The sequence below is a fragment of the Amycolatopsis sp. PSD-21 genome, from assembly GCF_055561455.1.
The window spans coordinates 4,039,208-4,062,065 of record NZ_CM145712.1 but is presented as its reverse complement, the minus strand read 5'-3'; the positions used below and the strand labels follow the sequence as shown (position 1 = coordinate 4,062,065).

At 67.7% G+C, this 22,858-nt stretch carries 16 protein-coding genes; 1 reads left to right on the top strand and 15 read right to left on the bottom strand.

Annotated elements, in window-relative coordinates:
- Window positions 1–5 precede the first annotated feature (5 nt).
- Window positions 6–977, top strand: a complete 972-nt coding sequence (locus ACZ1DY_RS19265; protein ID WP_465485225.1) for a nucleoside-diphosphate kinase — start codon at window positions 6–8, stop codon at window positions 975–977.
- Here the strand turns inward: ACZ1DY_RS19265 and ACZ1DY_RS19260 are convergent.
- The 15 genes from ACZ1DY_RS19260 to ACZ1DY_RS19190 are packed head-to-tail and all read right to left on the bottom strand — an operon-like array spanning window position 967 to window position 22,791.
- On the bottom strand, window positions 967–1,902 hold the full coding sequence (locus ACZ1DY_RS19260; RefSeq protein ID WP_465485224.1) for a hypothetical protein: 936 nt from the start codon (window positions 1,900–1,902) through the stop codon (window positions 967–969). The genes ACZ1DY_RS19265 and ACZ1DY_RS19260 overlap by 11 nt on opposite strands.
- Window positions 1,899–4,040, bottom strand: a complete 2,142-nt coding sequence (locus ACZ1DY_RS19255; RefSeq protein ID WP_465485223.1) for an FAD/NAD(P)-binding protein — start codon at window positions 4,038–4,040, stop codon at window positions 1,899–1,901. The genes ACZ1DY_RS19260 and ACZ1DY_RS19255 overlap by 4 nt, the downstream gene beginning before the upstream one ends.
- Window positions 4,041–4,084: 44 nt before the next feature.
- Window positions 4,085–5,128 (bottom strand): inositol-3-phosphate synthase, encoded by a 1,044-nt coding sequence (locus ACZ1DY_RS19250; RefSeq protein ID WP_465485222.1) that lies wholly within the window; start codon window positions 5,126–5,128, stop codon window positions 4,085–4,087.
- A 17-nt stretch (window positions 5,129–5,145) separates the two neighbouring features.
- Window positions 5,146–6,654: an amino acid adenylation domain-containing protein gene (locus ACZ1DY_RS19245; protein ID WP_465485221.1), complete on the bottom strand. Its 1,509-nt coding sequence runs from the start codon at window positions 6,652–6,654 to the stop codon at window positions 5,146–5,148.
- Window positions 6,641–7,603: a hypothetical protein gene (locus tag ACZ1DY_RS19240; RefSeq protein ID WP_465485220.1), complete on the bottom strand. Its 963-nt coding sequence runs from the start codon at window positions 7,601–7,603 to the stop codon at window positions 6,641–6,643. The genes ACZ1DY_RS19245 and ACZ1DY_RS19240 overlap by 14 nt, the downstream gene beginning before the upstream one ends.
- Window positions 7,604–7,621: 18 nt before the next feature.
- Window positions 7,622–8,704, bottom strand: a complete 1,083-nt coding sequence (locus ACZ1DY_RS19235) for an HAD-IIIC family phosphatase (protein ID WP_465485219.1) — start codon at window positions 8,702–8,704, stop codon at window positions 7,622–7,624.
- A gap of 20 nt (window positions 8,705–8,724) precedes the next feature.
- Window positions 8,725–9,696 (bottom strand): 3-oxoacyl-[acyl-carrier-protein] synthase III C-terminal domain-containing protein, encoded by a 972-nt coding sequence (locus ACZ1DY_RS19230; RefSeq protein ID WP_465485218.1) that lies wholly within the window; start codon window positions 9,694–9,696, stop codon window positions 8,725–8,727.
- Window positions 9,693–10,808, bottom strand: coding sequence for an acyl-CoA dehydrogenase family protein (locus tag ACZ1DY_RS19225; RefSeq protein WP_465485217.1), 1,116 nt, complete (start codon window positions 10,806–10,808; stop codon window positions 9,693–9,695). The genes ACZ1DY_RS19230 and ACZ1DY_RS19225 overlap by 4 nt, the downstream gene beginning before the upstream one ends.
- Complete coding sequence (locus ACZ1DY_RS19220) at window positions 10,805–11,080, bottom strand: acyl carrier protein (RefSeq protein WP_465485216.1); 276 nt, start codon at window positions 11,078–11,080, stop codon at window positions 10,805–10,807. The genes ACZ1DY_RS19225 and ACZ1DY_RS19220 overlap by 4 nt, the downstream gene beginning before the upstream one ends.
- Window positions 11,077–11,976, bottom strand: a complete 900-nt coding sequence (locus tag ACZ1DY_RS19215) for a 3-hydroxyacyl-CoA dehydrogenase family protein (RefSeq protein ID WP_465485215.1) — start codon at window positions 11,974–11,976, stop codon at window positions 11,077–11,079. The genes ACZ1DY_RS19220 and ACZ1DY_RS19215 overlap by 4 nt, the downstream gene beginning before the upstream one ends.
- A complete protein-coding gene (locus ACZ1DY_RS19210) occupies window positions 11,973–15,368 on the bottom strand; it encodes a beta-ketoacyl synthase N-terminal-like domain-containing protein (RefSeq protein ID WP_465485214.1) in 3,396 nt (1,131 codons plus the stop codon). Before ACZ1DY_RS19210 ends, ACZ1DY_RS19215 begins: the two co-directional genes overlap by 4 nt.
- Window positions 15,365–15,613: a phosphopantetheine-binding protein gene (locus tag ACZ1DY_RS19205; protein WP_465485213.1), complete on the bottom strand. Its 249-nt coding sequence runs from the start codon at window positions 15,611–15,613 to the stop codon at window positions 15,365–15,367. The genes ACZ1DY_RS19210 and ACZ1DY_RS19205 overlap by 4 nt, the downstream gene beginning before the upstream one ends.
- The gene (locus tag ACZ1DY_RS19200) at window positions 15,610–20,004 is read right to left on the bottom strand and encodes a non-ribosomal peptide synthetase (protein WP_465485212.1); all 4,395 of its coding nucleotides are present in this window, start codon (window positions 20,002–20,004) and stop codon (window positions 15,610–15,612) included. Before ACZ1DY_RS19200 ends, ACZ1DY_RS19205 begins: the two co-directional genes overlap by 4 nt.
- Window positions 20,001–21,749, bottom strand: a complete 1,749-nt coding sequence (locus tag ACZ1DY_RS19195) for a non-ribosomal peptide synthetase (protein WP_465485211.1) — start codon at window positions 21,747–21,749, stop codon at window positions 20,001–20,003. The genes ACZ1DY_RS19200 and ACZ1DY_RS19195 overlap by 4 nt, the downstream gene beginning before the upstream one ends.
- Window positions 21,742–22,791 carry a hypothetical protein gene (locus ACZ1DY_RS19190; protein ID WP_465485210.1) on the bottom strand — a complete coding sequence of 350 codons (1,050 nt, stop codon included), beginning with the start codon at window positions 22,789–22,791 and terminating at the stop codon, window positions 21,742–21,744. Before ACZ1DY_RS19190 ends, ACZ1DY_RS19195 begins: the two co-directional genes overlap by 8 nt.
- Window positions 22,792–22,858 lie beyond the last annotated feature (67 nt).

Genomic DNA, 22,858 nt, shown 5'->3' with positions numbered 1-22,858 from the left:
GTCTCATGGATGCCGTCGATTGGTCGCTGCTGACCCGCATGCCGGAGAAAGTGCGGTATTACGCGGACGAGGCCCATTTTCGCGAGTCGTCAGCCGACGCCGCCGAAGTGTTCGGCACGGACGTCGCCGACCGCCTGTGGCGGTCCGCGCTGCTCATCGTACGTCCTGAGGGACTCGTCGCGGGCAAGCTTCCCGTGGTGCGGGACTTCCTGGCCGATCACGGCTACACCGTGGTGGGTGCCGAGTGGTTCCGCTTCACACATTTGTCGACTCGGGAGCTATGGCATTACCAGCACACATTGGCCAGTCTTGACCGGCTGGCGGTGAACGACCGCGTGCTGCTGTCGGGTCCTGCCCTGCTGCTGCTCATGCACTCGCCAGGAACACATGACCTGCCCGCCACAGTGAGGCTGAACACGCTCAAGGGGTCGGCGAACCTGGGCACGGCCAAGCCCGGCACGCTCCGCGCCCGGCTCGGACAGCCCAATCGGCTATGCAGCCTCGTTCACTGCGCGGATGAACCCGCCGACCTGGTTCGGGAACTGGGGTTACTGCTGTCTGAGTCGCCGCGCCGCCGGGTGCTGGCCGCTCTCGCTGCGGGTACCGCGCCCGAGGCCGACGCGGCGACGTTCGAGAAAGCCCTCGCCCGGTATGCGGAGGCAAGCCACTCGCTCGACCACGTCGAAGCGCTCGACCGAATGCGCGAGGCAGTGCATGCAGCGGCCGATCGTGTGGACACTCCAGCGTGGATAAAGGTGTCCGCCGAGGTCGACCGGATGCGCGCGGGTCACCGGATCTCCTGGCGGCCTTTCGCACGTGCGCTGGACAAACTGGACCTTGACCTGTCCCCCTGGGACGTCGCGGCGGTAGGCAGCGCTTCCATCGAGTACGACGAGCTGGGCGGGCGCAAGCTGATCGGCAGTCCGGACTCCGAGCAGTGGCGGCGCGCCTCTGTCGCGGCAACGGTCAGCGACTGACGGGCGCCCCGGCCACCAAGTCGCACAGCCGGCGGTGGTTCGCGTCGAGGTCGGGCTCCAAACCGAACTCCACCAACGACATTCCGGAGAACCGGGCTCGCACGTCCGTCTCCACCCGGTCGAGCGCGTAGTCCGGCTTTCCAGCGGCGAAATCGGATCGGCACCGCGCCACGGCCTCGTCCAGGCCGAGTGGGACCACGTCCACGTGGGCTCTGGTCAGCACCAGCAGCATGTCCGGCGTACCCGAGGCGACCAGGTTCCGCGCCACAGCGTCGGCCCACTCGACACGAACCTTGTCCCGCCCGGGCACAGGCGCTATGGCGGACGTCGCGAGTTCTGGCCATCCCGCCACCAGGTCAGGTGCCAAGTACGCCGCGCGTGAATAACCCGAGAAGCGACCGGATTCGTCTGCCAGCTTGCGGAACAACGCATCCTCGCCGATGAACCCTGCGCCACGACGCAGTCCCCAGGCAGCAAAGGTCGACTTGCCGACGCCGCTGTCCGCAGTGAGCACCACGGTCCTGCCGTCCACCACTAACCCGCCGGCGTGCAGGCCATAGTGGTTGGGCGAACGCAGCGTCAGGACCAACAGCGCCTTTTCCAGCAGCCACCGGCCCCACACGATGGGGTTTTCAAGGTCGAGACGCGCCAATTCCAGCCGCACTGTCCACCCGTCGGGGGATATGAAAGCGCGAGACCGCCCCGCGTCGATCTCCAGCAGTGCGCCGTTCTCCCAATCAGGAGGAAAGTACGGCGGCTGGATCGACGCGTCGGTCCGGTCGTGCACCTCGATCTGAACGGCGATCTCTGGGAGCGAATTCGACGTCGCCGGTGGACCGAAGAACCGGCTGACGACAGTCGCCGCGGACGGATCGGCCGCGCAGGACACCAGGTAGCCGCAGCACTCGTGAATGCTTGTGATCATCGTCGGCTCCTGGCGGCTAGCCGGTCGGCTTCGGCGAGGAACTCGCGGAGCCACACCAGGGTGTGCCGCATCGCGTGATGGTTGGAGTTGGGTTTCATCGCTCCGCCCTGAAAGAACTTGCGGCCCTCGACTGCTGGGCCGATAACACCGATCCTGCGGTCCTCGACGCCGTCAGCTCGCACCGGGTGGTATCGGTCGCTCAGATCGAGCCCACCAGGCTCGAACGGCTCCGGACCGGGGTTGCGCCACTTGCGGACCAACCCTCTGCGCACGAGGTTCGGATACAGCGGGGCGGCGTCGCGGTCGGCATGGAACCCGGGCACCCTCGCGTCGACGAGCACGTCGAGCGGCAGGCGGACGCCGGTGTGCGGTCCGACGACGATGTAGCCGTCGTCGTCCGGCTCGGCCCGCGCCCCCGGGCCTGCTGTCACGTCGAGCAGGCCGTGTTCGATAAGTGCCTGCAGCTTCTCCAGTAACTCCGGCGCGGGTCCATAGGCGAGGCGGTTATGCTGCCGCAGCCACTTGCCGAGGAAAGCCCGGTGGGATTCGGCGAGCAATCCGCCGTTCTCCACCGCGTAGACGATCACTGGCCGCAGTCCGCGCCATACCCCGTCGGCGGAAGTCTTGGCCGGGTTGACTCCGTTGCCCTGCCGTGCCCACGCGAGGTCGGTCGTCATGAAGTCAACCAATGCGGATCGGTACCGCTCGCCGGAGCGGCACGCGGTGTCCGGCAGGGGCGAGATCGTGCGTTCCCAAGAGAACAGGTTGTCCTCGGGGGTACGCAGGTGCCGCCAGGGAGTAGGCAGCGCGGCTGCCATCGCCGCGATGGCAGCCGGGTCGTGCAGCAGGGCGGTGAGCCGATCCACCGCCTCGGGGCCGAACACGACCCGGGCGAACGTTCGCAAGGCCGCGTCAGGGTTCCACCGCGCGTCCCCGTCGACTTGTGTCCACGGTGCCTCACCACGGAGGACGCGCCCCAGAGTTACAGCGATCTCCTTGGCCGTACCGTGCAGTGGGGCGAGCAGCGCGGCCGTCGATGCCGTCGGTTCACCGGCCGCGCCGGTCAAGAATGCTTGGTATGCCTCGAAGTTCACGTCGCGAAGATGTGCGCCGGCAGCCGGGCCGAACAGCGCCGTGTAGTAGGTGTGGGCCATCTCCAGCACGACGAGCGGCTGCAGGTGCCGGTCGTAGTCGAGCTGCGCGCGTGCGCTCTCGTCCACCACCGCCGACCGACCATAGGTCGCGCGCAGCCGGTCGACAGCCTCCTTGGTGAGGAAAACGCCTTTGCGGCGGGTCCGCGGCACCAGACCTTCCACGGGACGCGCGAACGCGAACAGGCCCGTCTCCCCGAATGCGACGATCGAGCCTGGTTCGGCCCCCGAGGGCAGGTACTCGAGTCGTCCGTCGGCGCTGCGGGCGAACGTACCACCGCGTCCCTCGGTCAGGTGCAGGATGAGATCGACTGCCGTGAGCATGGTGCCCGCGCAGCCGACCACGGAACCGGGCGAGGCGAACGACTCATCGAGCCGGGACAGCGGGTAGGCCGACGGCAGGAATCGGGGTGTCCCTGCCCAGGGACCGAACCGAGGGTCGTGGTAGGAGTGGCCGGTGACCAGCAGGACATGGTCGACAACTACTTCTTTCCCGGAAGCGGTGACCACGCGCAGTGGACCGTCGTGGTCATCCAAGTCCACGACCTCCTCGTGGTGAAGCGCTAGGCTCACGTCGGGATGGCCTCGCAGGATGTCGGCATAGCGTTCGAACGCCGCGCGCAGTGCGGCACCGTGCACATGGCGGCGGGGCCAATCGGTCGGCGCAAGGTCGAAGTCCGCGTCTCCGGTCTCGCCATGCCTCGACCGCGCCCACTCGGCGAGAGTGGGCCGCCACTCCTGCGGCAGCAACGGACCCGCGCCCTCGACGCTCTCGTCGGCAGCGAAAGACAACTCTCCTGCGATCCTGTTCAGGAAACTGGTGCGCGGCTGAGTCGGGCTGTGCACGGCACCAGCACCGAATTCGCCGGTGCGGTCGAAGACATGGACCTCCAGGGGGACCGGCAACTGCTCGGCGATGGCCGTGGCCGCCAGCCGTTCCAGCGCGTATGTACCGCTGGGACCGGCACCCACAATGGCCAGCCGCATGGATCTGTCCTCCGCGACGGCGTCAGGCATCTCGGTGCTCGCGCTCACGGGCGCCTCAGATCGGCGAGAACAGCGAGCGCCGCCGCGTTCTCCATCGGCTCCGGTGGCGCCTTCATCAGCACCGCGGACACCGCGTTCAGTACACCGCCCATACCGTGCTGCTGGGCGGCGCGGGTGTAGCGAACGGCGTCGAGCACAGCTCCCGCCGCGCTGGGCGAATCATCCACGGCCATCCGGACATCGATCTCCAGTGGCGTGGCCCCGAACCCCGCCGCTTCGATCCGGATGAATGCCACCTTGCGGTCACCGAGGAACGGGATGTACTCCGCGCCCACGTGGACAGCCGTGGTGCCATCGGACGCACCCGCTGCCTTGGTCCGCGCTTTGGTGGCCATCCGCTCCGGATCTTGCATGTTGAGGAAGTCCGTGTTGCCGCCGTTGTTGAGCTGATACGTGCTGGTCGGTTCAACACCGTTGCGCGCCAACGCCTCCATCAGCGCTCGGTGCACCACGGTCGCGCCGAACTGGCTACGCAGGTCATCGCCCACCAGAGGCACTCCGGCGGCGGCGAAGCGGTCACGCCACTTCATCGAACGCCCGAGCACTGCAGGCATGCAGTTGACATAACCGCAGCCTGCCCGGCATGCCGCTTCGGCATAGACCTCGGTGGCACGCTGGGCACCCACCGGCAGAAAACTCACCAGGACGTGGGTCCCGGTCGCAAGCAAGTGGGTAGCGATGTCCTCGACAGATGCCCCACCACGCACGTTCACGACCTCGGCGTAGCGCCCGGCCACACCGTCCTCCAACGCCCCCTCCACCACGGGCACCCCCAAATTCGGGACTTCGGCGAAGCGGCGCGCGTTGTTCGGTGGCGCCCACACCGCCTCGGCGAGATCCGTGCCGACCTTGCCAGTGTCGACGTCGAAGGCGGCCGTGAACCGCAGGTCCTCGACGGAGTAGCCCGCACAAACCTCGTTGACCAAGCCTGCGGGGTCCGCGCCCGGCAGTCCGTAGTACGTCACTCCCTGCACCAGCGACGAAGCGCAGTTGCCTACTCCGACAATGCCGATGTTCACCGTCTCCACACATTCCTCCACAACCGTCACGGCGCCGGGCTCCGGCGATTCGCCGTCAGCTCGGCGCGGTCGAGCTTGCCCGATGGCGTCAGCGGGATCTCAGGGACCACCACGACCCGGCCTGGGACGAGGTGGGTGGGCAGTTCTGCCCGGCAGGTCTCGCGCAGAGCCGCGATGTCGAGGTCGCAGGACGCGACCACGTACGCCACCAGAACACTCTCACCCCCGCCTGCCGGCTCGATGTCGACAATCGCGTCCAGCACAGTCGGCACGCGGCGCAGAACTGTCTCCACCTCGCCTGGTTCGATGCGGTACCCACGGAGAGCGATCTGCCGGTCGTTCCGTCCCAGGTATTCGAACGACCCGTCGGCCAGCTGTCGCGCCATGTCGCCGGTGCGGTACCAGCGATGCCGCGTGCCACCGACCGCCAGCACCGGAAAGGCACGCGCGGTGGCGCCGGGCATGCCGCGATAGCCGAGAGCCAGGCTTTCGCCCCTGACATGGATTTCGCCGGCTTGTCCCTCCGACACCACCGCACCGGACGCATCGAGCAGCACCATCGCCAGGTGTGGCAGCGGGACCCCGATCCGGGTGCCGCCGGTGTCCGCGGCGACGTCTTCCGGGGTGAGCCGCCGATGTGTCACGTGCACCGTGGTCTCGGTGATGCCATACATGTCGACCAGCGCCTCGGAATCGGGTCGCAGGGCCATCCACCGGCGCACCGACGGCCGATCCAGCGCTTCGCCCCCGAACACCACGTAACGGAGAGCCAGGTCGACCGGCGTCCGCTCGTATGCCTTGACGAGGTACTTGAACGAGCTGGGCACCTGGCTCATCACTGTCACGCGCTCGGAAGCAAGCAGTTCCAGCAGCAAATCGGGCCGCCTTGCCGTGGCAGTAGAAACCACGACGATTCGGCCGCCGGTCGACAGCGGTCCCCAGATCTCCCACACGGAGAAGTCGAAGCTATGACTGTGGCACCAGGACCATACGTCCTCCGCGGTGAAATCGAACACCTCGGCCACCGACCGGCACAGGGCTCGCACCGCCGAACCCGGTACCTCGACACCTTTGGGGGTGCCGGTCGAACCCGATGTGTGAATCACATAAGCCGGAGTGCCGGATGGCGTAACGGCCACCGAACGCGGCGACGAGCTCAGAGGATCGGACACGGGCGGCGCAACGAGTGTCATGCCGGCTGGCAGCCGGTGTCCGTCCGGCTCGGCTACCACCGCGAGCAACCCCGTGTCAGCGACTATGAGTTCCAGCCGCTCGGCGGGATAGTCAGGGTCGAGCGGAACGTATCCGCAACCGTGGGACCAGATCGCGAGGATCGTGGCGACCACGCGCCACCCTCGAGGCAACGCGATGCCGACCAGATCGCCGGGCCGGACACCGGCTTCGGCAAGTCTCTCGCGCAGCACCGACGCAGCTCGGCACAACTGCCCGTAGGTGACCATGTCGGCGCCGTCGACGACGGCGACCGCTTCCGGGTGCCGCACCCTCACCAGCTCGACCAGCTCAGCCGTCGACACGCAGGCCCCCGACGTACGCTCGCAGCCGGTCGTAACTCTCGTCCAGATCCGCCGCCACCGGAAACTCGACCACCTCGGCACCGGTGAGCAACGCTCGCAGATCCGCCTCGACCAACGCGAGATCCTCGCCCTCCTTGGCGATGGCGAAGTCCGCGCGGCACCGCTCCAGTGCATCCTCTCGATCGATCGGTAGAATCGGCGCGCCCGGATCGCCACGGGTGAGGAACGCGAAAGCGGTCGGCCGGGCGGCCGGATGCAGGCGGTCGCGCACAGAATCCGGTATCGGCAAGCGAAGCTTCCGCCCTCCGTCGACCGATGCTCCCTGGACCGCGGCCCAGGCGGGGGCGCGGTCGCGTAACTCCGGTGCGACGTAGACCGCCTGCGGGTAACCGCACAAGCGGCCCGAGGCATCATCCAGGTGACGCACGAGGATGTCCTCACCGACCAGCTGGGCACCCCGATGCAAGGCCCAGAAGGCAAAGGTGGACTTGCCGACGCCGCCCGCAGCCGTCAGAACGATTGTCCTGCCGTCGATGACAACGGCACCTGCGTGCAACGGGTAGCGGCGCGGAGAACGCATGACAGCGTAAAGGAACATCCGCTCCAGCAGCCACCTCCCCCACACCACCGGGTCGGTGAGATCTTCACGGCACAGCACCACATCGATCGTCCCCAGTCCCGGATCCAAGGTCGCCCGGGAGCCGCCGGTATCGGCCACTACCGGGTCGCCCATGAGTACGGACGGGTTGTGCGGTGGCTCGCTGCTAGGACGTTGGCGTTCGTCGGTTACCGCGATCCGCACTCGCAGCACAGGCAGCACCGTGTCGGGCTCAGCCGTCGGCGGCCTACCGAAGAAGCCCGACACGACCTGCGCCGCCGCCGGGACAAAGGAACACTCGACCCGATAGCCGTAACACCGATGCACGACGGTTTCCCATGGCGCGGACATCGTTCCCCTTCTCGGTCCTCAGTGGACCCATTGTTCGGCCAAGGCTGGCGCGTCCAGGCTCATCACGGCGGACGCCTCGATGCGTTCGGGAACAAGGTGCAACACCCGTCCGCCGCCTGCCGAGGCCAGGTCGCCGCCACACCCGTCGCAGGGCGCGTCGGTGAATCCAGCAAAGCCGTAGGCGACTTCCATCACCCGGTTGCGCGCGGTCCTCCGGAAATCGGCCTTGAGGTGCACGCCACCACGCGCGGCCTGATCGATCAGCCAGCGCAGGACCACTCCTCCGATGCCGAATGACACGACGCGGCACGAGGTGGCCAGCAGCTTGAGCCGCCACCAGGACAATCCGCGTTCCACGAGCACAACGCCGATCGCACCGTGCGGCCCGAACCGGTCCTCCAGCGTCGCCACGAGCACGTCGTGCGTCGGATCAGTCGTCAGCGTGCGCAGGTCGGCCTCGCCGTAGTGCACGCCTGTGGCGTTCATCTGGCTGGTGCGCAGGGTCAGTTCCTCCACTCGTGCCAGGTCCCGGCTCGCCGCGTGTCGGATGGTCAACCTCAGGTCCAGCCCCTTCAGGAACTCCTCATCCGGCCCCTGATTGCTCGCACGGGCGGCCTCCCTGCGCTCGGCCGCCCGATACATCAACCGCCTGCGACTCGCGTCCTCGGTAACGACCGCCGGGCTGAACTCGGGCAGCGCGGTCAACTGTGCCGCCTCGCTGGCGTCGTAGCAGCGCACTTGTGGCAAGTGAAAGACGACCTCAGCACGTTCAGTGGCCTGGTCGTCGATGAACGCGACGGCGGTCTCGGCGAACCCGAGACGCTGCGCGATGGTACGCACCGCATCCGACTTCCGTCCCCAGCCGATCTGCGGCTCGATGAAGTAGTCCGCCAGCCCCAGCCGCCGAACATGCGGCCAGACGTCGTCGTGGTCGTTGCGGCTCGCCACCGACTGAAGCACGCCCCGCCGGTCGAGTTCGAGCACGGTGTCGCGCACGCCTTCGGCAAGGATCGGATCGTCGTTCTCCACTACCGTGCCTCGCCACAGCGTGTTGTCCAAGTCCCACACCAAGCATTTGACCAGCTGACCAGCCTCATCCACGGTTGCCTCCTGTTCCGGCTTCACAGCTGCCACAACGTCACCGCCCACGCCGCGACCGGACTGTTGTTCAACACCAGCACGTGATCGCCGCGGGAAAGGTCGCCACTGGCCAGCAGCCGGTCGAGATTGAGCACTACGTCCATCGCGCCGAGGTGGCCCCAGTCAGCCAGATGCTCGCGGCACACAGGATGGATGGACAGACCCAGCAACGTCTCGTAGAACTGAAAGGCACCCGCGGTGACGTTCTGCATCAAGGTCGCGCCGATATCCCCGTAGCCGAGCCCTACGTCGGCGAGGACGGTGTCGGTGAGCGCACGCAACCTGCGGCTGCTCTGCATTGCCAGGTCGAAGGTGTACCGATCCGGCGAACTGCATTCCTCGCGCCATTCGTATACCGGAGCCTGCCGATAGTCGACGTGGAACAGGTCGTGGAACGACCCGTCGGTCTGCATCCGATGGGCACGCAACATCGGCCTACCGCCACGCACGAGGCTCATCGCGAACGCTCCGTCGCCGATGACAGTGACGGGCGCGCGCACCCTGTCCAAGCCTGTGGGTCTACTCGCGTGCGCGATCACGACGCCTTCGCGGGCTGGGTCGGCCACCAGCAGGTCCCGCGCCAGCGCCCACGCCGCGCTGGATCCGGCGCAGCCCAGGCCGTCGACGGTGAGCGCCATCGACGGTGCGAGTCCGGATTCATGCTGAACTCGGCCCACGTCCGACCCCAGCAGCACATCCGGCGCGCGTGCACCAACCAGCAACAGGACGTCCGCTTGAACCGGCTCTTGCGCGAGCAGACCCCGCACAGCGCGGGCAGCCAAGGGAGCGGTCAACTCCTCGGTGAACTCGCCCACTGTGCGGACGCCCGACCCGACTGCGAACCGCGAGTCGGCTTCAGTGAGCATTCGGTACTCGGGCAGGTCTGCTACCGGGATCCGCTGGTCCGGCATCAGGCAGTGAATACCGCCAATACCGATTTCCGCGTGGGTCACGACCACACCGCCAGCGCCCGGTCGGCGAGCAACAGTCTGCTGATCTCCGAACTGCCCTCGATCAACTCCATGATCTTGGCGTCGCGATGGGCACGGGCGACCACGTGGCCGTCGCGGGCACCCGCGGAGGCCAGCACCTGCACGGCCGTGGACGCCCCGCGTGCGGCGTGTTCGGCCGCGAAGTGCTTGGCCAACACGGCTTCCGAGACGTGTTCTGGCGCGCGTTCGTCCCACAACCTGCTCGCGTGCTCGCAGACCAGCGTGGCGGCACGTTCGGCGGTATGCAGATCGGCGAGGTGGGCACGGACGAGTTGATGCCCGGCCAGCGCCACGCCTGAGACAGACCGACGCGTGACATGCCGCGTCGTCGCGGCGAGGCAGGCGCGAAGGATGCCGACGCACCCCCAGGCAACGGACAGCCTGCCCGCCGTCAGCGCGGCGGTGGCTAGAAACGACACAGGCATTCCCGCGCCGCCGAGTAGGTGATCGTCAGCGGGCAGCCGCACCTGCGACAGCCGCACGTCGGCGTGGCCGGCTGCGCGGCATCCCAGCGGGTCCGGGATGGGTTCCACGCTCACGCCCTGCGCGGTCACAGGCACAACCACCAGCGCCGTGCCGGTGCCCGACCGGCCGAGGATCAGCAGGGCGTCGGCGTACCGCGCACCGGTCACCCACACCTTGGTTCCCTCGATCACGACATCACCACCGTCCACCGTGACCGTGGTCTCGACTGCGGACAGGTCGCTGCCCGCGCCCGCCTCGCTGAACGCCACGGCGGCCAGGCTTCCCGCGGTGAGGTCGCGCAGCCACCGCTCGCGTTGCGACGCGGTACCGAACCTGCGGATGGCCCATGCCGCCATGCCCTGCGAGGTCATGATGCTGCGCACCGAGCTGCACAGTGAACCGGCGTGGGCTGTCAACCGGCCGCCCTCGAGCCCGGTGAACCCGAGACCGTTGTGTTCCTGCGGCACCTCGGCGCACAGAACGCCGGACGCACCGAGTTCGCGCAACAGCGCGACCGGGAGGACGCCCGAGCAGTCCCAGTCACCCGCCTGGTCGCCGATGGCCTCCGTGAGCAGAGCCGTCGCCTGGTGTCCGGGGTCGGCGCTCACGATTGTGTGCCCGCGGCCTGTAGCCGCCGCACCAAGGCGGTGATCGTCCGCACAGAGCGGAAATTCGCTAGTTTGAGGTCCTCGCCACCGACTTCCACGCCAAAGGACTGCTCGACGTGGATCACTAGTTCGAGCGCGAACAGGGACGTGACCGCCCCGGACTCGAACAGATCGTCGTCGGGGGCCCACTCCAGGCGGGTGCGCTCGGCCAGGAAAGCGAGCAGGGCAGCCTCCATCGAGGCGATGTCATCGTGGGCGAAATCGGTGGTCACGCTGTGCCTCTCGTATCGTGGCGGCCCGTGGTCGGGGCTGCGCCGTAGTCGTGAAACCCGCGCCCGGTCTTGCGTCCGAGGTCGCCGGCGCCGATCTTGGTCAGCAGCAGTTCTGCGGGCTGGTAGCCGGCATCACGAGTGCGGTCGTGCAGCACGCGCAGGCTGTCCGCGACGTTGTCCAGCCCGATCAGGTCGGCAGTGGCCAGCGGTCCGGTGCGGTGGCCAAGACAGCCAGTGAAGAGAGCATCCACGGTCGCGGCGTCGGCGAGGCCGTCTTCGACGATCCGCGCGGCCTCGTTGATCATCCGCTGGAGCACGCGATTGAGGACGAACCCGGGTCCGTCGCCGACCACGATCCCTTCCCTCCCGAGCCGGTCGAGCAGCGCCAGTGCCGTTGCGAGGGCGTCGGAAGAGGTGCGTGGGCCGCGGATCACCTCGACCGCCCGGATCAGGTACGGCGGGTTCATGAAGTGGGCGCCCACCAGGTTGTCAGGGTGACGCGCGTGTTCGGCGAGCTCGTCAATGGGAATAGCGGAGGTGTTGGACACGATGGGGACGCCCGCCGGAAGCACGTCGTCGAGTGCGCGCAGAGCGCGGGCCTTGGTGCCGGGCGACTCGGTGACGGCCTCCACCACAGCAGTGCATCCCGCGACAGCCTCGATCTCCCGGCTGACGTATAACGAGCCGGCGGGGACGCCATCCGGTAGGTGCCCGAGCAGCGTCGCCAGCCGCAGCTGCTTGGACACGCGTGCTTGCGCATTCTCCACCGCGTCGGGTTCTGCATCGACAAGCACCACCGGCACGCCGTGGCCCACCGCCAGACAAGCGATGCCGGTACCCATCACTCCTGCCCCGAGGACGCCGACAGGGCCGTCGTTGCTGGTCGCCGTGGTCACGATCTCTTCCCTTCGTCGCCGACGAGCAGGGGGGCGGCGAGCAATTCGTGGAACGCGGGGTCCCGGTCGGCCAGATACCTCAGCGACGCCAACAGCAGCGCCCCGGTCGGCTGTGGGTCAACGGAGCCGAGCCAGTCGGCCCATCCCCGTGCTTGCACGACTTCGGCTGGACTCTCCACAGTGGACGTTTCGTACAGTGCCATGCTGGACAACACCGCGTTGTCGCCGTCCAAGGCACGTTTGCCGACCGCCTCCTGCCAGTCGGCGGGAACCAGCGGTGTGGTCCGAAGTCCGGCGTCTGCGAGCAGTTCGAAAAGGCCGCGCGGACTCAGCGGGTCGGGACCGACAAGGTGGAACGCCCTCCCGACGGTGCCCGGCTGCGTGTCCAGCTCGACGATCGCTCGCGCGACCAGGTCCACAGGCGCCATCGGCAGGGACCGATCGTCGAGGGGATGCGCGCCAGCCGCGACGCCAGAGGCCAGCATCCGCCCCAGCAGGTCGGCCGGGTTGCACACGCCGGTGCCGGTGGCGCCGAGCAGGAGACCGGGCCGGTATACGCGGACCCGTAGACCGTCGGCTTCAGCCCGATCAAGCAGTCGCTCGACAACCCACTTCGTCGCACCGTAGCCACCGCTTGCCGGCTCCAGCGGCTGTTCTCGGGTCTCCAGGACCCTTCCGTCGCCCAATGCCGGACCGGTCGCGGCGAGCGACGACACCAGACCGAATTCGGGGACACCATGAGCGCGCACCCAGCGCAGCAATCCCACGGTTGGCAGCACATTGTCCTCACGCAGCACTCGGTACGGTTCGGTGAACACCACACGCGCGGCACAGTGCAGCACTCGGCCCACACGGCGGCCCAACTCCCCGCCCCCGTGTCGGCGCAACGCCGTCTCGGCGTCGCGCAGGTCCACGGGCACCACTCGCACTCGCTCCGGATCGGGCGTAGGCAGGCCATGCACGGCCGCGGCTTCGGTCAGTCGCCGCCATCCGGACGCCTCGTCGGGCGCACGGACCACGCAAAAGATGACTCCATCGGTTGAGGCCAGTGCGTGGTGCAGCAGGAACGACCCGACGAAACCTGTCGCCCCGGTGAGTAGCAAGTCCGTTCCGTAACCAGGCCGCTTACCTACGCTGCCCAGTGACAGCAACAGGTCAGTGTCGACGAGAGCACCATCACCGTCCACGGGCAGATCCGGCGCCCGCCCCGCACCGCGCACGATGTCTGCCAAGGCCCGTACCGTCGTACGGCTACCGCCCGCCCGGTGCAGATTGACATCGACGCCGAACCGCTGCCGGATCTCCAGCCCCATCCGCACGGCTAGCAGCGACGTGCCACCCAGTGCGCCAAACTCCTCGTCCGAATCGATGCCGGCTGCTCCGAATAGTTCTCGCCACAGCTGTAGCAGACTGGCTTCCACGTCGTCAGTGCCCGCCTCGTGCGGTACCGGACGCTCTAGTACGGGTGTAGGCACTGGGCGCTCGAGCGCCCAGTGCCGAGTGCGCCGGAACGGATAGGTCGGTAGCACGACACGCCGTGCGCCTGGCTCCGGAGGCCACCTCACGTCCGCTCCGTACAGCCACGCTTCCGCCATAGCCGCGTCGAATCCATCCGCATCTGCCCATCCGTCCTCGTCCACCGGCACGACATGGCGGCCGGGGCCGGGTTCGCCCTCGCCCAGTAGCACCTGGAATGGTCCTTCGGCAGTGCTTACCCCGGTTGCTTCGGTCGCGGAGGGAAACGCGCCGCGGAGGCGCTGCGCTGCCGGAGAGTCGGCGAGGTGGTCAGGCACGACCAGCCGAACCCGGCGGTACGAGCTGCGCTGGGTGCGCGCGGCAGGCGGCCGTGGCAGTCTCAGCACGGCGGCGAGCTCGTCGGCGGCACAGGTGACAACACGCCGATGCTCGAAAGAGTGTCTGCCCACCCGCAACGTGTGCACGACGTCGGCAACCGGCGGGCCACCAGTGTCCAGCGCGTCGGCGAGTGCACGGCATGACGCATCCAACTCGACCCTGGTACGAGCAGAGACCACGAGCCGCACTCGCCCTGGAGGTGGGGCGGCTGGTGCCGGGCGGGAAGGGGGCGGGCCGAGCACTGCGCAGGCGTTGGAGCCACCCAGCCCCATCGATACGACCAACACGTGCTGACCACCATCCGGCGCACCGGTTGGCTCGGTAGGTACGAAGAACGGGCCGTCCTCCAGCAAACCTGTGTCGCGTGCCCTCGTGAAGGCTGGATGTGGGGGCAGCACACCACTACGGGCGGCGTCGACGGCCTTGATGAATCCAGCGATACCCGCCGCGGCGCCGGCGTGGCCGATATTGGCCTTCACAGATCCCAGCCCACAGCCACCGATTGGTTGCGGGCGACCATCCCCCGCCGCGCGCAGACCGTCGATCAGCCCCCGAAGTTCGATGCGATCACCCAGCGGCGTGCCAGAACCGTGCGCCTCCACATAGCGCAACCTGTCGGGTGGCAGGTCCGCGGCGCGAAGTGCACTGGCTACAAGGTCCGCGAGCTTCGCAGGGCTCGGCGCGGTGAATCCGGGGCGCGCTGAGCCGTCATTGCCGATTGCGCTTCCGAGCAGGACCGCCAACACGGGATCGCCATCGGCGACGGCGTCGGACAACCTGCGGAGCACAACGACCCCAACGCCCGAGCCCGCGCCGGTGCCCGTGGACGCGGCGTCGAACGGCCGGCAGTACCCGTCTTGTGACATCACCCCGCCTTGAGTGTGCCGGTAGCCAGTCATCGGCTCACCGACCGCGGCCCCGCCCGCGAGCGCAAGGTCGCAGTCGCCCACACGCAGACTCGCTGCAGCCAGATGGATCGCGGTGAGCGACGACGAGCAGGCTGTCTGAACGGCCACGGCCGGCCCACTCAAGCCCAGTTTGTAGGCAACTCGAGCGGCTAGGAAGTCGGGGGCACCGCCGAGGGTCGCGTCCAAGTCGTGCACTGCCTCAGGGAAACCAGCCACACCAGCTTTAGCCAACCGCAGCGCGAGTGTGTACGGGTCATCGCCGCCGGCCGCGAATACGCCCACCACAGGCCCATCCGGTTCGGCGGCGTGGCCCGATGCCTCCAGCGCCTCCCAGCACGTCTCCAGGAATAACCGGTGTGACGGCGCGATAGCGTCCGCCTCAGCGGGTGGAAAACCGAAGAACTCCGCGGCAAAAGCCTCGGGCTCCGGCAGAGTTGCGGCGACCGTCACGAGCGCCGGATCCGTCTCGATGTCGATCTCGGTGACCCCCGCAGCCCGCAGTCGCTCCGGCGCTATCGGGCGCAGCGACACTCGTCCCTTCCGGATGTTGTCCCAGAACGACGCCGGATCCGGCGCGTCGGGGAATCGGCACGCGACGCCGACCACGGCGACGGGCTCGTGTGCCGTCATGCCGTCTCTTCCGCGCTGAGCAGTTCGGCCTGCGCACGAACCGTCGTGTGTACGAACAGGTCCTCGATGGGCACCTGCCGACCTGCCACGTCGGTCAACTGCTCCTGGAGCACCAGCAGCAGCAACGAGTGCCCGCCCGCGTCGAAGAAGTTGACGTCGATAGGCACCGAATCGACCCCGAGCACATCTGCCCAGACCCGGCCGACCAGATCCACCGCCTGATCCCCGGTTTGCGATCGCATCATGCCCCCAGCACTCCCCTCTGCGCGGCCACGCACACCAGCGTCTCTGGATTCGCGGTCAATTCCTCGGCCGCCCTGCGCAGTTCCTCCAACAAGCCGGCAACTGTGTTCCGGTCGAACAGTGCGACGCGGTAGGACACAGCCAGTTCCAGTTCGTCCGGCCCGTCGGCCACACGGAACTCCAATTCGAACTTTGTTCTCGGCTCGGGCACCGGCCGTTGTCGCGCGATGGACCCGGGCCCGAAGTCCTGTGGCTCTCCGCTGGCTGGCAGCGGGTCGACCAGGACCGGCGTGACCGGCGGCCTACTCAAATCTCGCCTGGGGTGTAACGCGGCTGCCACCACGTCGAACGGCACGTCGGCCGCCGCGTGGGCGGCCAAGGTGTCGCGGCGCACTGCGGCGAGCAGGTCGCTCCAGGTGGTCGAGAGGCCGATACGGACGCGCAACACCACCGTGTTGATCTGCATCCCCACGGCGTCCACCGCTCCCGGTTCGCGCAGCGACCACGGCACGGCGAGAAGTAGATCGGTCTGCCCGGTCACACGGGCGAGCGCCACCGCGGTGAGCGCGACCGCCGCCATCGCCGTCGTGGCACCCGCCCCCGCGAGGACACGCCGCAACTGCGCGGAGGCATCCCTGTCCAGCCGCGTCGCGCAAACGGCTGCCTCGGGCGCTTGCACCTCTGACCGCGCGCGATCGTGCGGCAGAGCGATATCGATCGGTGCGCCCTCACAGAACGCGCGAATCCGATCGAGATGCTCGTTCCTCACCTCGATCGGCGCCGCGAGCCACGGATCGGGAAACCTCGCCGGGTGCACGGCGGGCGGTAACTCCAGGGCGTCCCCCGCCTGCACAGCCTTGTACGCCGTCGCGATCTGGCGCAGCAGAACGTCGTGGGACCAGGCATCCGTCACAGCGTGGTGGACCACGAGAAGCAGCATCGCCGCGTCTCTGCCCAAATCGAGCACCTCCGCCTTGGCGGGGGCATCCACACCGAGGTCGAACGGTGTCCAGCAGGCTCGGCGTATGTGCTCGTCGAGTGCGGCCGCCGACCACCCCGCCGCGTCGATCATGGCCACCGAGGGTGGTGCTCCATCGGTTCGGTAGACGATTCGCCGCAAGTCACGATCGAACGAGAAGCGAGACCGCAGCGCCGGATGCCTGCCCAGTACCATCCGCGTCGCTGTCACCAATGCGGCACTCTCCACTCCGGCCAGGTCGACAACGGCGGGTGACAGGTAAGCCCGGCGCAGCGCCGCCACACGATCCAGGAAGAGAAATTGCTGCTGCCCGGACGTGGCCGGGTGCGGGCCGTCGCCAGGCTCGGCACGTTGTTCCGGCGCAGCGTCCGCCACGCGGCTCGCGAGCGCGGCGACCGTCGGATCCGGTAGGAAGTCGCGCAGCGGCACCGTTACAGCGAACCGGCGTTCAACCTCGGCCAGCAGTCTCACCGCCAGCAGCGAGTGGCCACCTAGAGTGAAGAAATCGGAGTCCGGCCGTAGCGCCGCAGCCTCCACCGGGCGACCGTGTGCGGTCAGGACGGCAGCGACGAGGGCGGCGGTATCTCGCTGCCCTCCGGTCAAGGGCACAACCTGCGTCAGGTCAGGCAGCAGCCTGCTGGGTAAGGTGCGCAGGCTTGCGAGATCTGCTTTGCCGTTATCCGTTGTCGGGATGCGGGACACGACGTTGACGCCCGCCGGTACGACAGCTGTGGGCAGCAAACGTCGCAACGGGTTTACGAGGTCCCCGTGGGACGGGAGGACATCGGGATCGGCAAGCACTACCCACGCGGTCAATCGTTCCGAAGAATCGTCGACAGCGACTGCGGCGGCACTGACTGCCGGGTGTTCGGTCAGCAGAGCGGCGACCTCGGCAGGTTCGACCCGGTTGCCGAGTACCTTGACCTGATCGTCGGTACGGCCCAGGAAAAGCAGTCTTCCTTCCGATGTGACGCGGACCCGGTCGCCGGTGCGGTAGCCGGGCGTGCCGTCGGGCGCTATGCGGAACGCTCGAGCTTCGCTCTCTGGATCGCCCGGGTACCCAGCGGATACCCCGTGTCCGGCCAGCATCAGTTCTCCTGGCAGCCCCTCCGGCAGCTCCTCTCCGTGGCGACCCACGACGAAGGCGCGGGTGTTGGCTATCGGCGTGCCGATGTCAGGAGTTCGCCCGTCGTCGACTATCCGTCCGGATGTGCTGGTGCAGCTGACCTCTGTGGGACCGTACACATTGCACACCCCCGCCCCCCAGCGCCGCAGGACGGCGTTGGCCGTGCCTCGGTCAAGGGGTTCACCGCCGACGTAGAGCAGCTCTGGACAACGCCATCCCGTGGGAGGCTCCAGTGCCAGAACCGCGCGTAGCATTGTGGGAGTGATCTCGGCCGAGGCGACGCCGTCCATCAGGCGCAGCAGGGCAGCCGGGTCCCTGCGCTCCTCGTCATCTGCGAACACCAGCTCCGCTCCCGCGGTCAGGGTGCGGAAAACCTCGAACGCTGCCGGATCGAATGCGGTGCCGACCGTGCACAAGACCTGGTCCCCGGGGCGGACGCCATCCTCGTCCGCCCACCAAAGCACGGTGTTGGCCAAGCCTCGGTGGGTTGTATGGACCAGCTTCGGCTTGCCGGTAGTACCGGAGGTATGAAAGACGAACGCCGTGTCTCCGCCCAGGACAGACTTGTTGTCTCGCAGCATCGTCTCCGGCAAGTTCGCCAGGCGCACGAGGCGCGCAAGACCGGACGCGACCGGTTCGCCGACCTCGTCGACCACCGCGATATCGGCACTGACACGGTCGAATAGGAAGGCCAGCCGGTCAGGCGGGGTGTCGAGATTGATCGGCACGACCGCGGCGCCCGCGCGCAGAACCCCCAGCCAGGCTGCCACCAGAGGGCCTCCACGAGCGGCCAGAACCGGCACGTGGTCACCTCGCCCAACACCGGCGGCCACGAGCGCGGTGGCCGTCCGCCACGCCATGGCATCCAGGTCGCCCGCCGTGGTTTTTCGGCCGGTCGCACCGACCGCAATGGCATCCGGGGACTTGGCTAGCCGGGCGTTCACCACGCCGAGGATCGACTCGGGCACCTCCACGACCGGACCGATCAGGGTGTTTGCTCGGCCATGCTCGGTGACCGGCAGGTCTCGCACGGCGCGCTCTGGGTCGGTCAGTGCCGCCGCCAGCAGTATCCGATACGAGTCCACGAACCTCTCGACCAGCTCAGCCGGGTAACACGCGGCGTCGTACTCGACGAGGCCGCACAACTGCCCAGAGCGGGGCTCCAGCACAAACGTGAGGTCGGTCTTGGTCCCTCCCGCGGGCAGCACGTCAGGCTCACGCCAGCGAACCGGAACCGCTGGCCGCGGTGGTGGCGTGTTCTGGAAGACGAACGAGATCGAAGTCAACGGCTCACGCGCACGCCCACGCATCTCGGCGACGGCGGACGTGAGGAAATCGTACGGAACCCGCTGATGCGTCAGCGCTCCGAAAACCTCGGCGCGAACATCAGCACACAGCTCGGCGAAGGACGCGGATGGCTGTGGCGCACACCGCAATGGCACGGTGTTGACGAAGAAGCCGACCACTCTCTCCAGGTCAGGGTGGTTACGGTTGGCCGCCACCAAACCGATGAGGAAATCGTCGAGACCCGACCATCGCCTCACCACCTCGGCGAACGCGGCGAACAGCACCACCGATGGGGTGGCGCGCATCTGCCGCGCCACCACCTCCACCTCGGCAAGGACGCCAGCCCCGATGGTGAAGTCGTACCGGCCGCCAACCCGCTCGGTCTGTCTCGAACGCCGCCCACCGGCCAGCCGCACGTCCCCCGGCACGTCGCGCAGCTCCGCCGCCCTGGTCGCCAACAACTCCCGAGCCTCGGACGTCCGTGTGGCTGCCCGGTCAGCGGCGGCGAAGTCGGCATAGCGCGGCCCACGCGGCCCGAACTGCGGTGTGCGACCTGTCACGGCCGCGTCGTAGGACTCCGCCAAGTCATCCAACAGCGGGCCGAGAGACCAGCCGTCAACCGCGATGTGGTGCAGCGTCAACAGAACTGCCTCCGGCCACGCGACACACCGCAACGGCGGTCGCGCAGCCAGGTCGAACGGCTCCCGGACCAGGGCGTCCAATGCGGCCGGGGCCGGCTCGGCGGCCAGCGCGACTACCGCGATCTCTTCGATCGCACCTACCACTTGGATCGGTTCACCATCGCGCAAGTGGTAGGTGGTGCGTAACACCTCGTGGCGTTCGGTCAACGTCCGCAGAGCAGCGGCAAGCGCGACAAAGTCCACCGGTTCCGTCCAGCGCAGTAGCAGCGGGACAATGTATTCGCTACCGCCCGGCGATGCGGAGTGAAGAAACCACAACCGCTCCTGTGCGAGGGACAGCGACGAACCCTGTCCGGTCACGTCCGCACCCCCGACCGCCGTTCGATTCGGATGACGAGGTCGGTGAATGTGGCGGCAAGGAGAACGTCCGTAGGCTCGCAGCGCAGTCCGAAATCGACGCCAAGGCGAGCGGACAGTTGGACGGCCAAGATCGAATTGCCGCCCACATCAAGGAAGTTCGCGTCGGGCGCCACGTCGGGCACCCTGAACAGCTGGCACCAGATGTCACGGACACCCTCTGCGGTCGAGCCGCCCGGACCCGGAGCAGTCGGAGCGTCCGTGGTCGGAGTGATGCGCCGCAGGGCATCCCGGTCCAACTTTCCATTCGGGCCCAACGGTAGTGCGTCCAGCAATACCCACCGCGACGGCACGAGATAAGAGGGCAGTCGCGTCTGCAGTGCGGCAGTGAGCCGGTCTGCGAGATCCGTTCCCTGATCGGCCGCCGGGACGACGAAGCCGACAAGAACGGCCGCCGCGTCACGACCGACTTTCTCGACTGCGACGACGTCGGCGAGCCCGGTGTCGTACACCGCATGTTCAATCTCCGCCGGTTCGACCCGGTACCCGCGCAGCTTGATTTGCCGGTCCTGCCGGCCTACCAAGTCGAGTACACCGCTCGGCAACATGCAGGCGATGTCACCGGTGCGGTAGCGCAAGCCTGGGAGGAAACGTTGCGCAGTCTCGTCCGGCAAACCGAAGTAACCAAGGGCCACACCGGGTCCGCCGACCACGAGCTCCCCTGCTTCGCCGTCTGGCACTGCTCGCAGATCGTCTCCGAGTATCTCGACTGTGGTCGCTCCGATTGGCCGGCCCACTGGGACGCGATGCATCCCGGTGAGGTCCGCAGCGGTGCAGTCGAACCAGGTGGCGAAAGTGGTGGTCTCGGTTGGTCCGTAGACATTGAGCAGCCGCTGTGGACCGCCCGCCGCGAGCACGCGGCGGACCGCACCGGGGTCGAGCGCCTCGCCCCCGACGAGCAGGTCTCGTAACGAGGCGAACGCTCCGGGGCGTTCGCTCGCAATGGCATGGAACAACGAGGTCGTCATGAACATCGTCGTAATCGCGGCGGTCCGCAGCGTTCGCATCCACTCGTCGAGGCCGCCGTCGGCGACGTCGGGCAGGACCACGATCGCGCCGCCGGACGTCAATGTGCTCCACACCTCGAAAGTGGTCGCATCGAAAGCCGGGTTCGCCAGACCCGCGACGCGGTCACCGGGAGCGATCGGACAATACTCAGGGGCGGTGGCCAATGCACTAACCGCGCGGTGTGGCACTACCACCCCCTTGGGCTGCCCGGTAGATCCGGAGGTGAAACCGATGTAGAGCGGGTCCTCGGGCCCGATCGGCGCCTCCCAGCCCGGATTGGGAGCCCCGACGTCGACGGCGACGATCGGCAAGTCCCCGTCGGAGTGCACCGACCCGACTACCGCGACCACGTCCAACGCTTGCAGCGCCTGCGAGACCCGCCTCGCTGGTGCCTGCCGGTCGATCGGCACGTAAGCCGCACCGGTGCGGGCGATCGCGAGAAGTGTCACGACAAGGTCGATCGACCGGTCGAGAGCCACGGCCACGGCCCGAGACCCTCCCGCACCGAGCGCGGCCAGCCGGGCGGCGAGTCCACCTGAGCGGGCCCACAACTCGCGGTAACTGATCTCGCTGCCACTCAGTGCCTCTTGGACAGCCAGCGCGTCGGGGCGCATCCGGACCGAGGCCTCCACCAGCCCAGGCATATGTCCAAGGGCGGCAGCCCTGCTGGCGTCAGCCACGAGCGGCTCCGGCGTGCGCCTCGGTCCGCTCGATCGCGCCAAGATCGAGTAACCGCTCGACGTCGGGCGTCTCGGGTGAGCCAACGGCCTCTGTTCCATTCAGCGATAGCCACAGGCGTGCGGCGCTCTCGCTAACGCGGTACGCCTTGTCCGGTCCGGTTAGGACGATTCTGTCGCCATAGCGCATCAGACAGTGGAACGCATCGCGCATCAGCCCGGATGTACCGAGCCGATGCTCGGGCATCACGGACATCACTTCTGACCATCCACCAAGTACAGCAGCACTCGCCACGTACCCGGCGAGTCGTGCACGATCTCGTACGACATCTCCCAACACCGTCACGTCACCGATTGCAGGCCGAGCCGCCCATGGAACGTCCAGCCCAGCGAGAAGATCGGGCACCACCGTGGAAAGTTGCGGCACCCTGTTCAAGCGCCGCGGCAAGAATTTCCGCCCGACGTAAACGTCACCGCACGCGGCCAATGCGGCCTCGCAGGCATGACAGAGTGCGATTCGTGCCGCCCAAAGGGCGGTGTCGAGATCATCTGCGACCAATGCACCCGCGACGTCTTCCAGATGGATTCCGGTGTCGCGGGCTTGGCGGGCGAGGACCCTGCGGCGAATGACATCGACGTCGAACTGGCCGAGCATTCTGTGGCCCTCATCGTCTGCGTGCACTACATGACCGCGGGTGAGACTGATCGCGATCTTGCGGACGTCGTCTTGAACATCGAGCATGTGCCGGTTGGCGCTCGTGAATTCGCTGTCGTCTCCCGCCCACGCGATTGCAGCAGCGAGTTTGGCCGCGGTAACGACGTTGACTTGGACCGCGCATCCGCCACGCTGGTGCGTTCGGGCTTCGATCGGCACGTCACCGACTGTTCGGACATAGAGGTCCACGTCCGAAGTGCCGTGCCCGAGGCCGAAGGCGAGACTCCCGGACACCAGAGCGATCGAGACGTCGAGGCTATCGCTCAACTCCCGGTACAGCGCGGTAGCTGCAGCGATGTGCTGTTCGTTGAACGTGCTCGGGTACCTCATACATTGCGCCTTCCGACCAAAGTTGATCGTGGGATACCAGTGCAGAGAGCAATACTCGACGCGACCT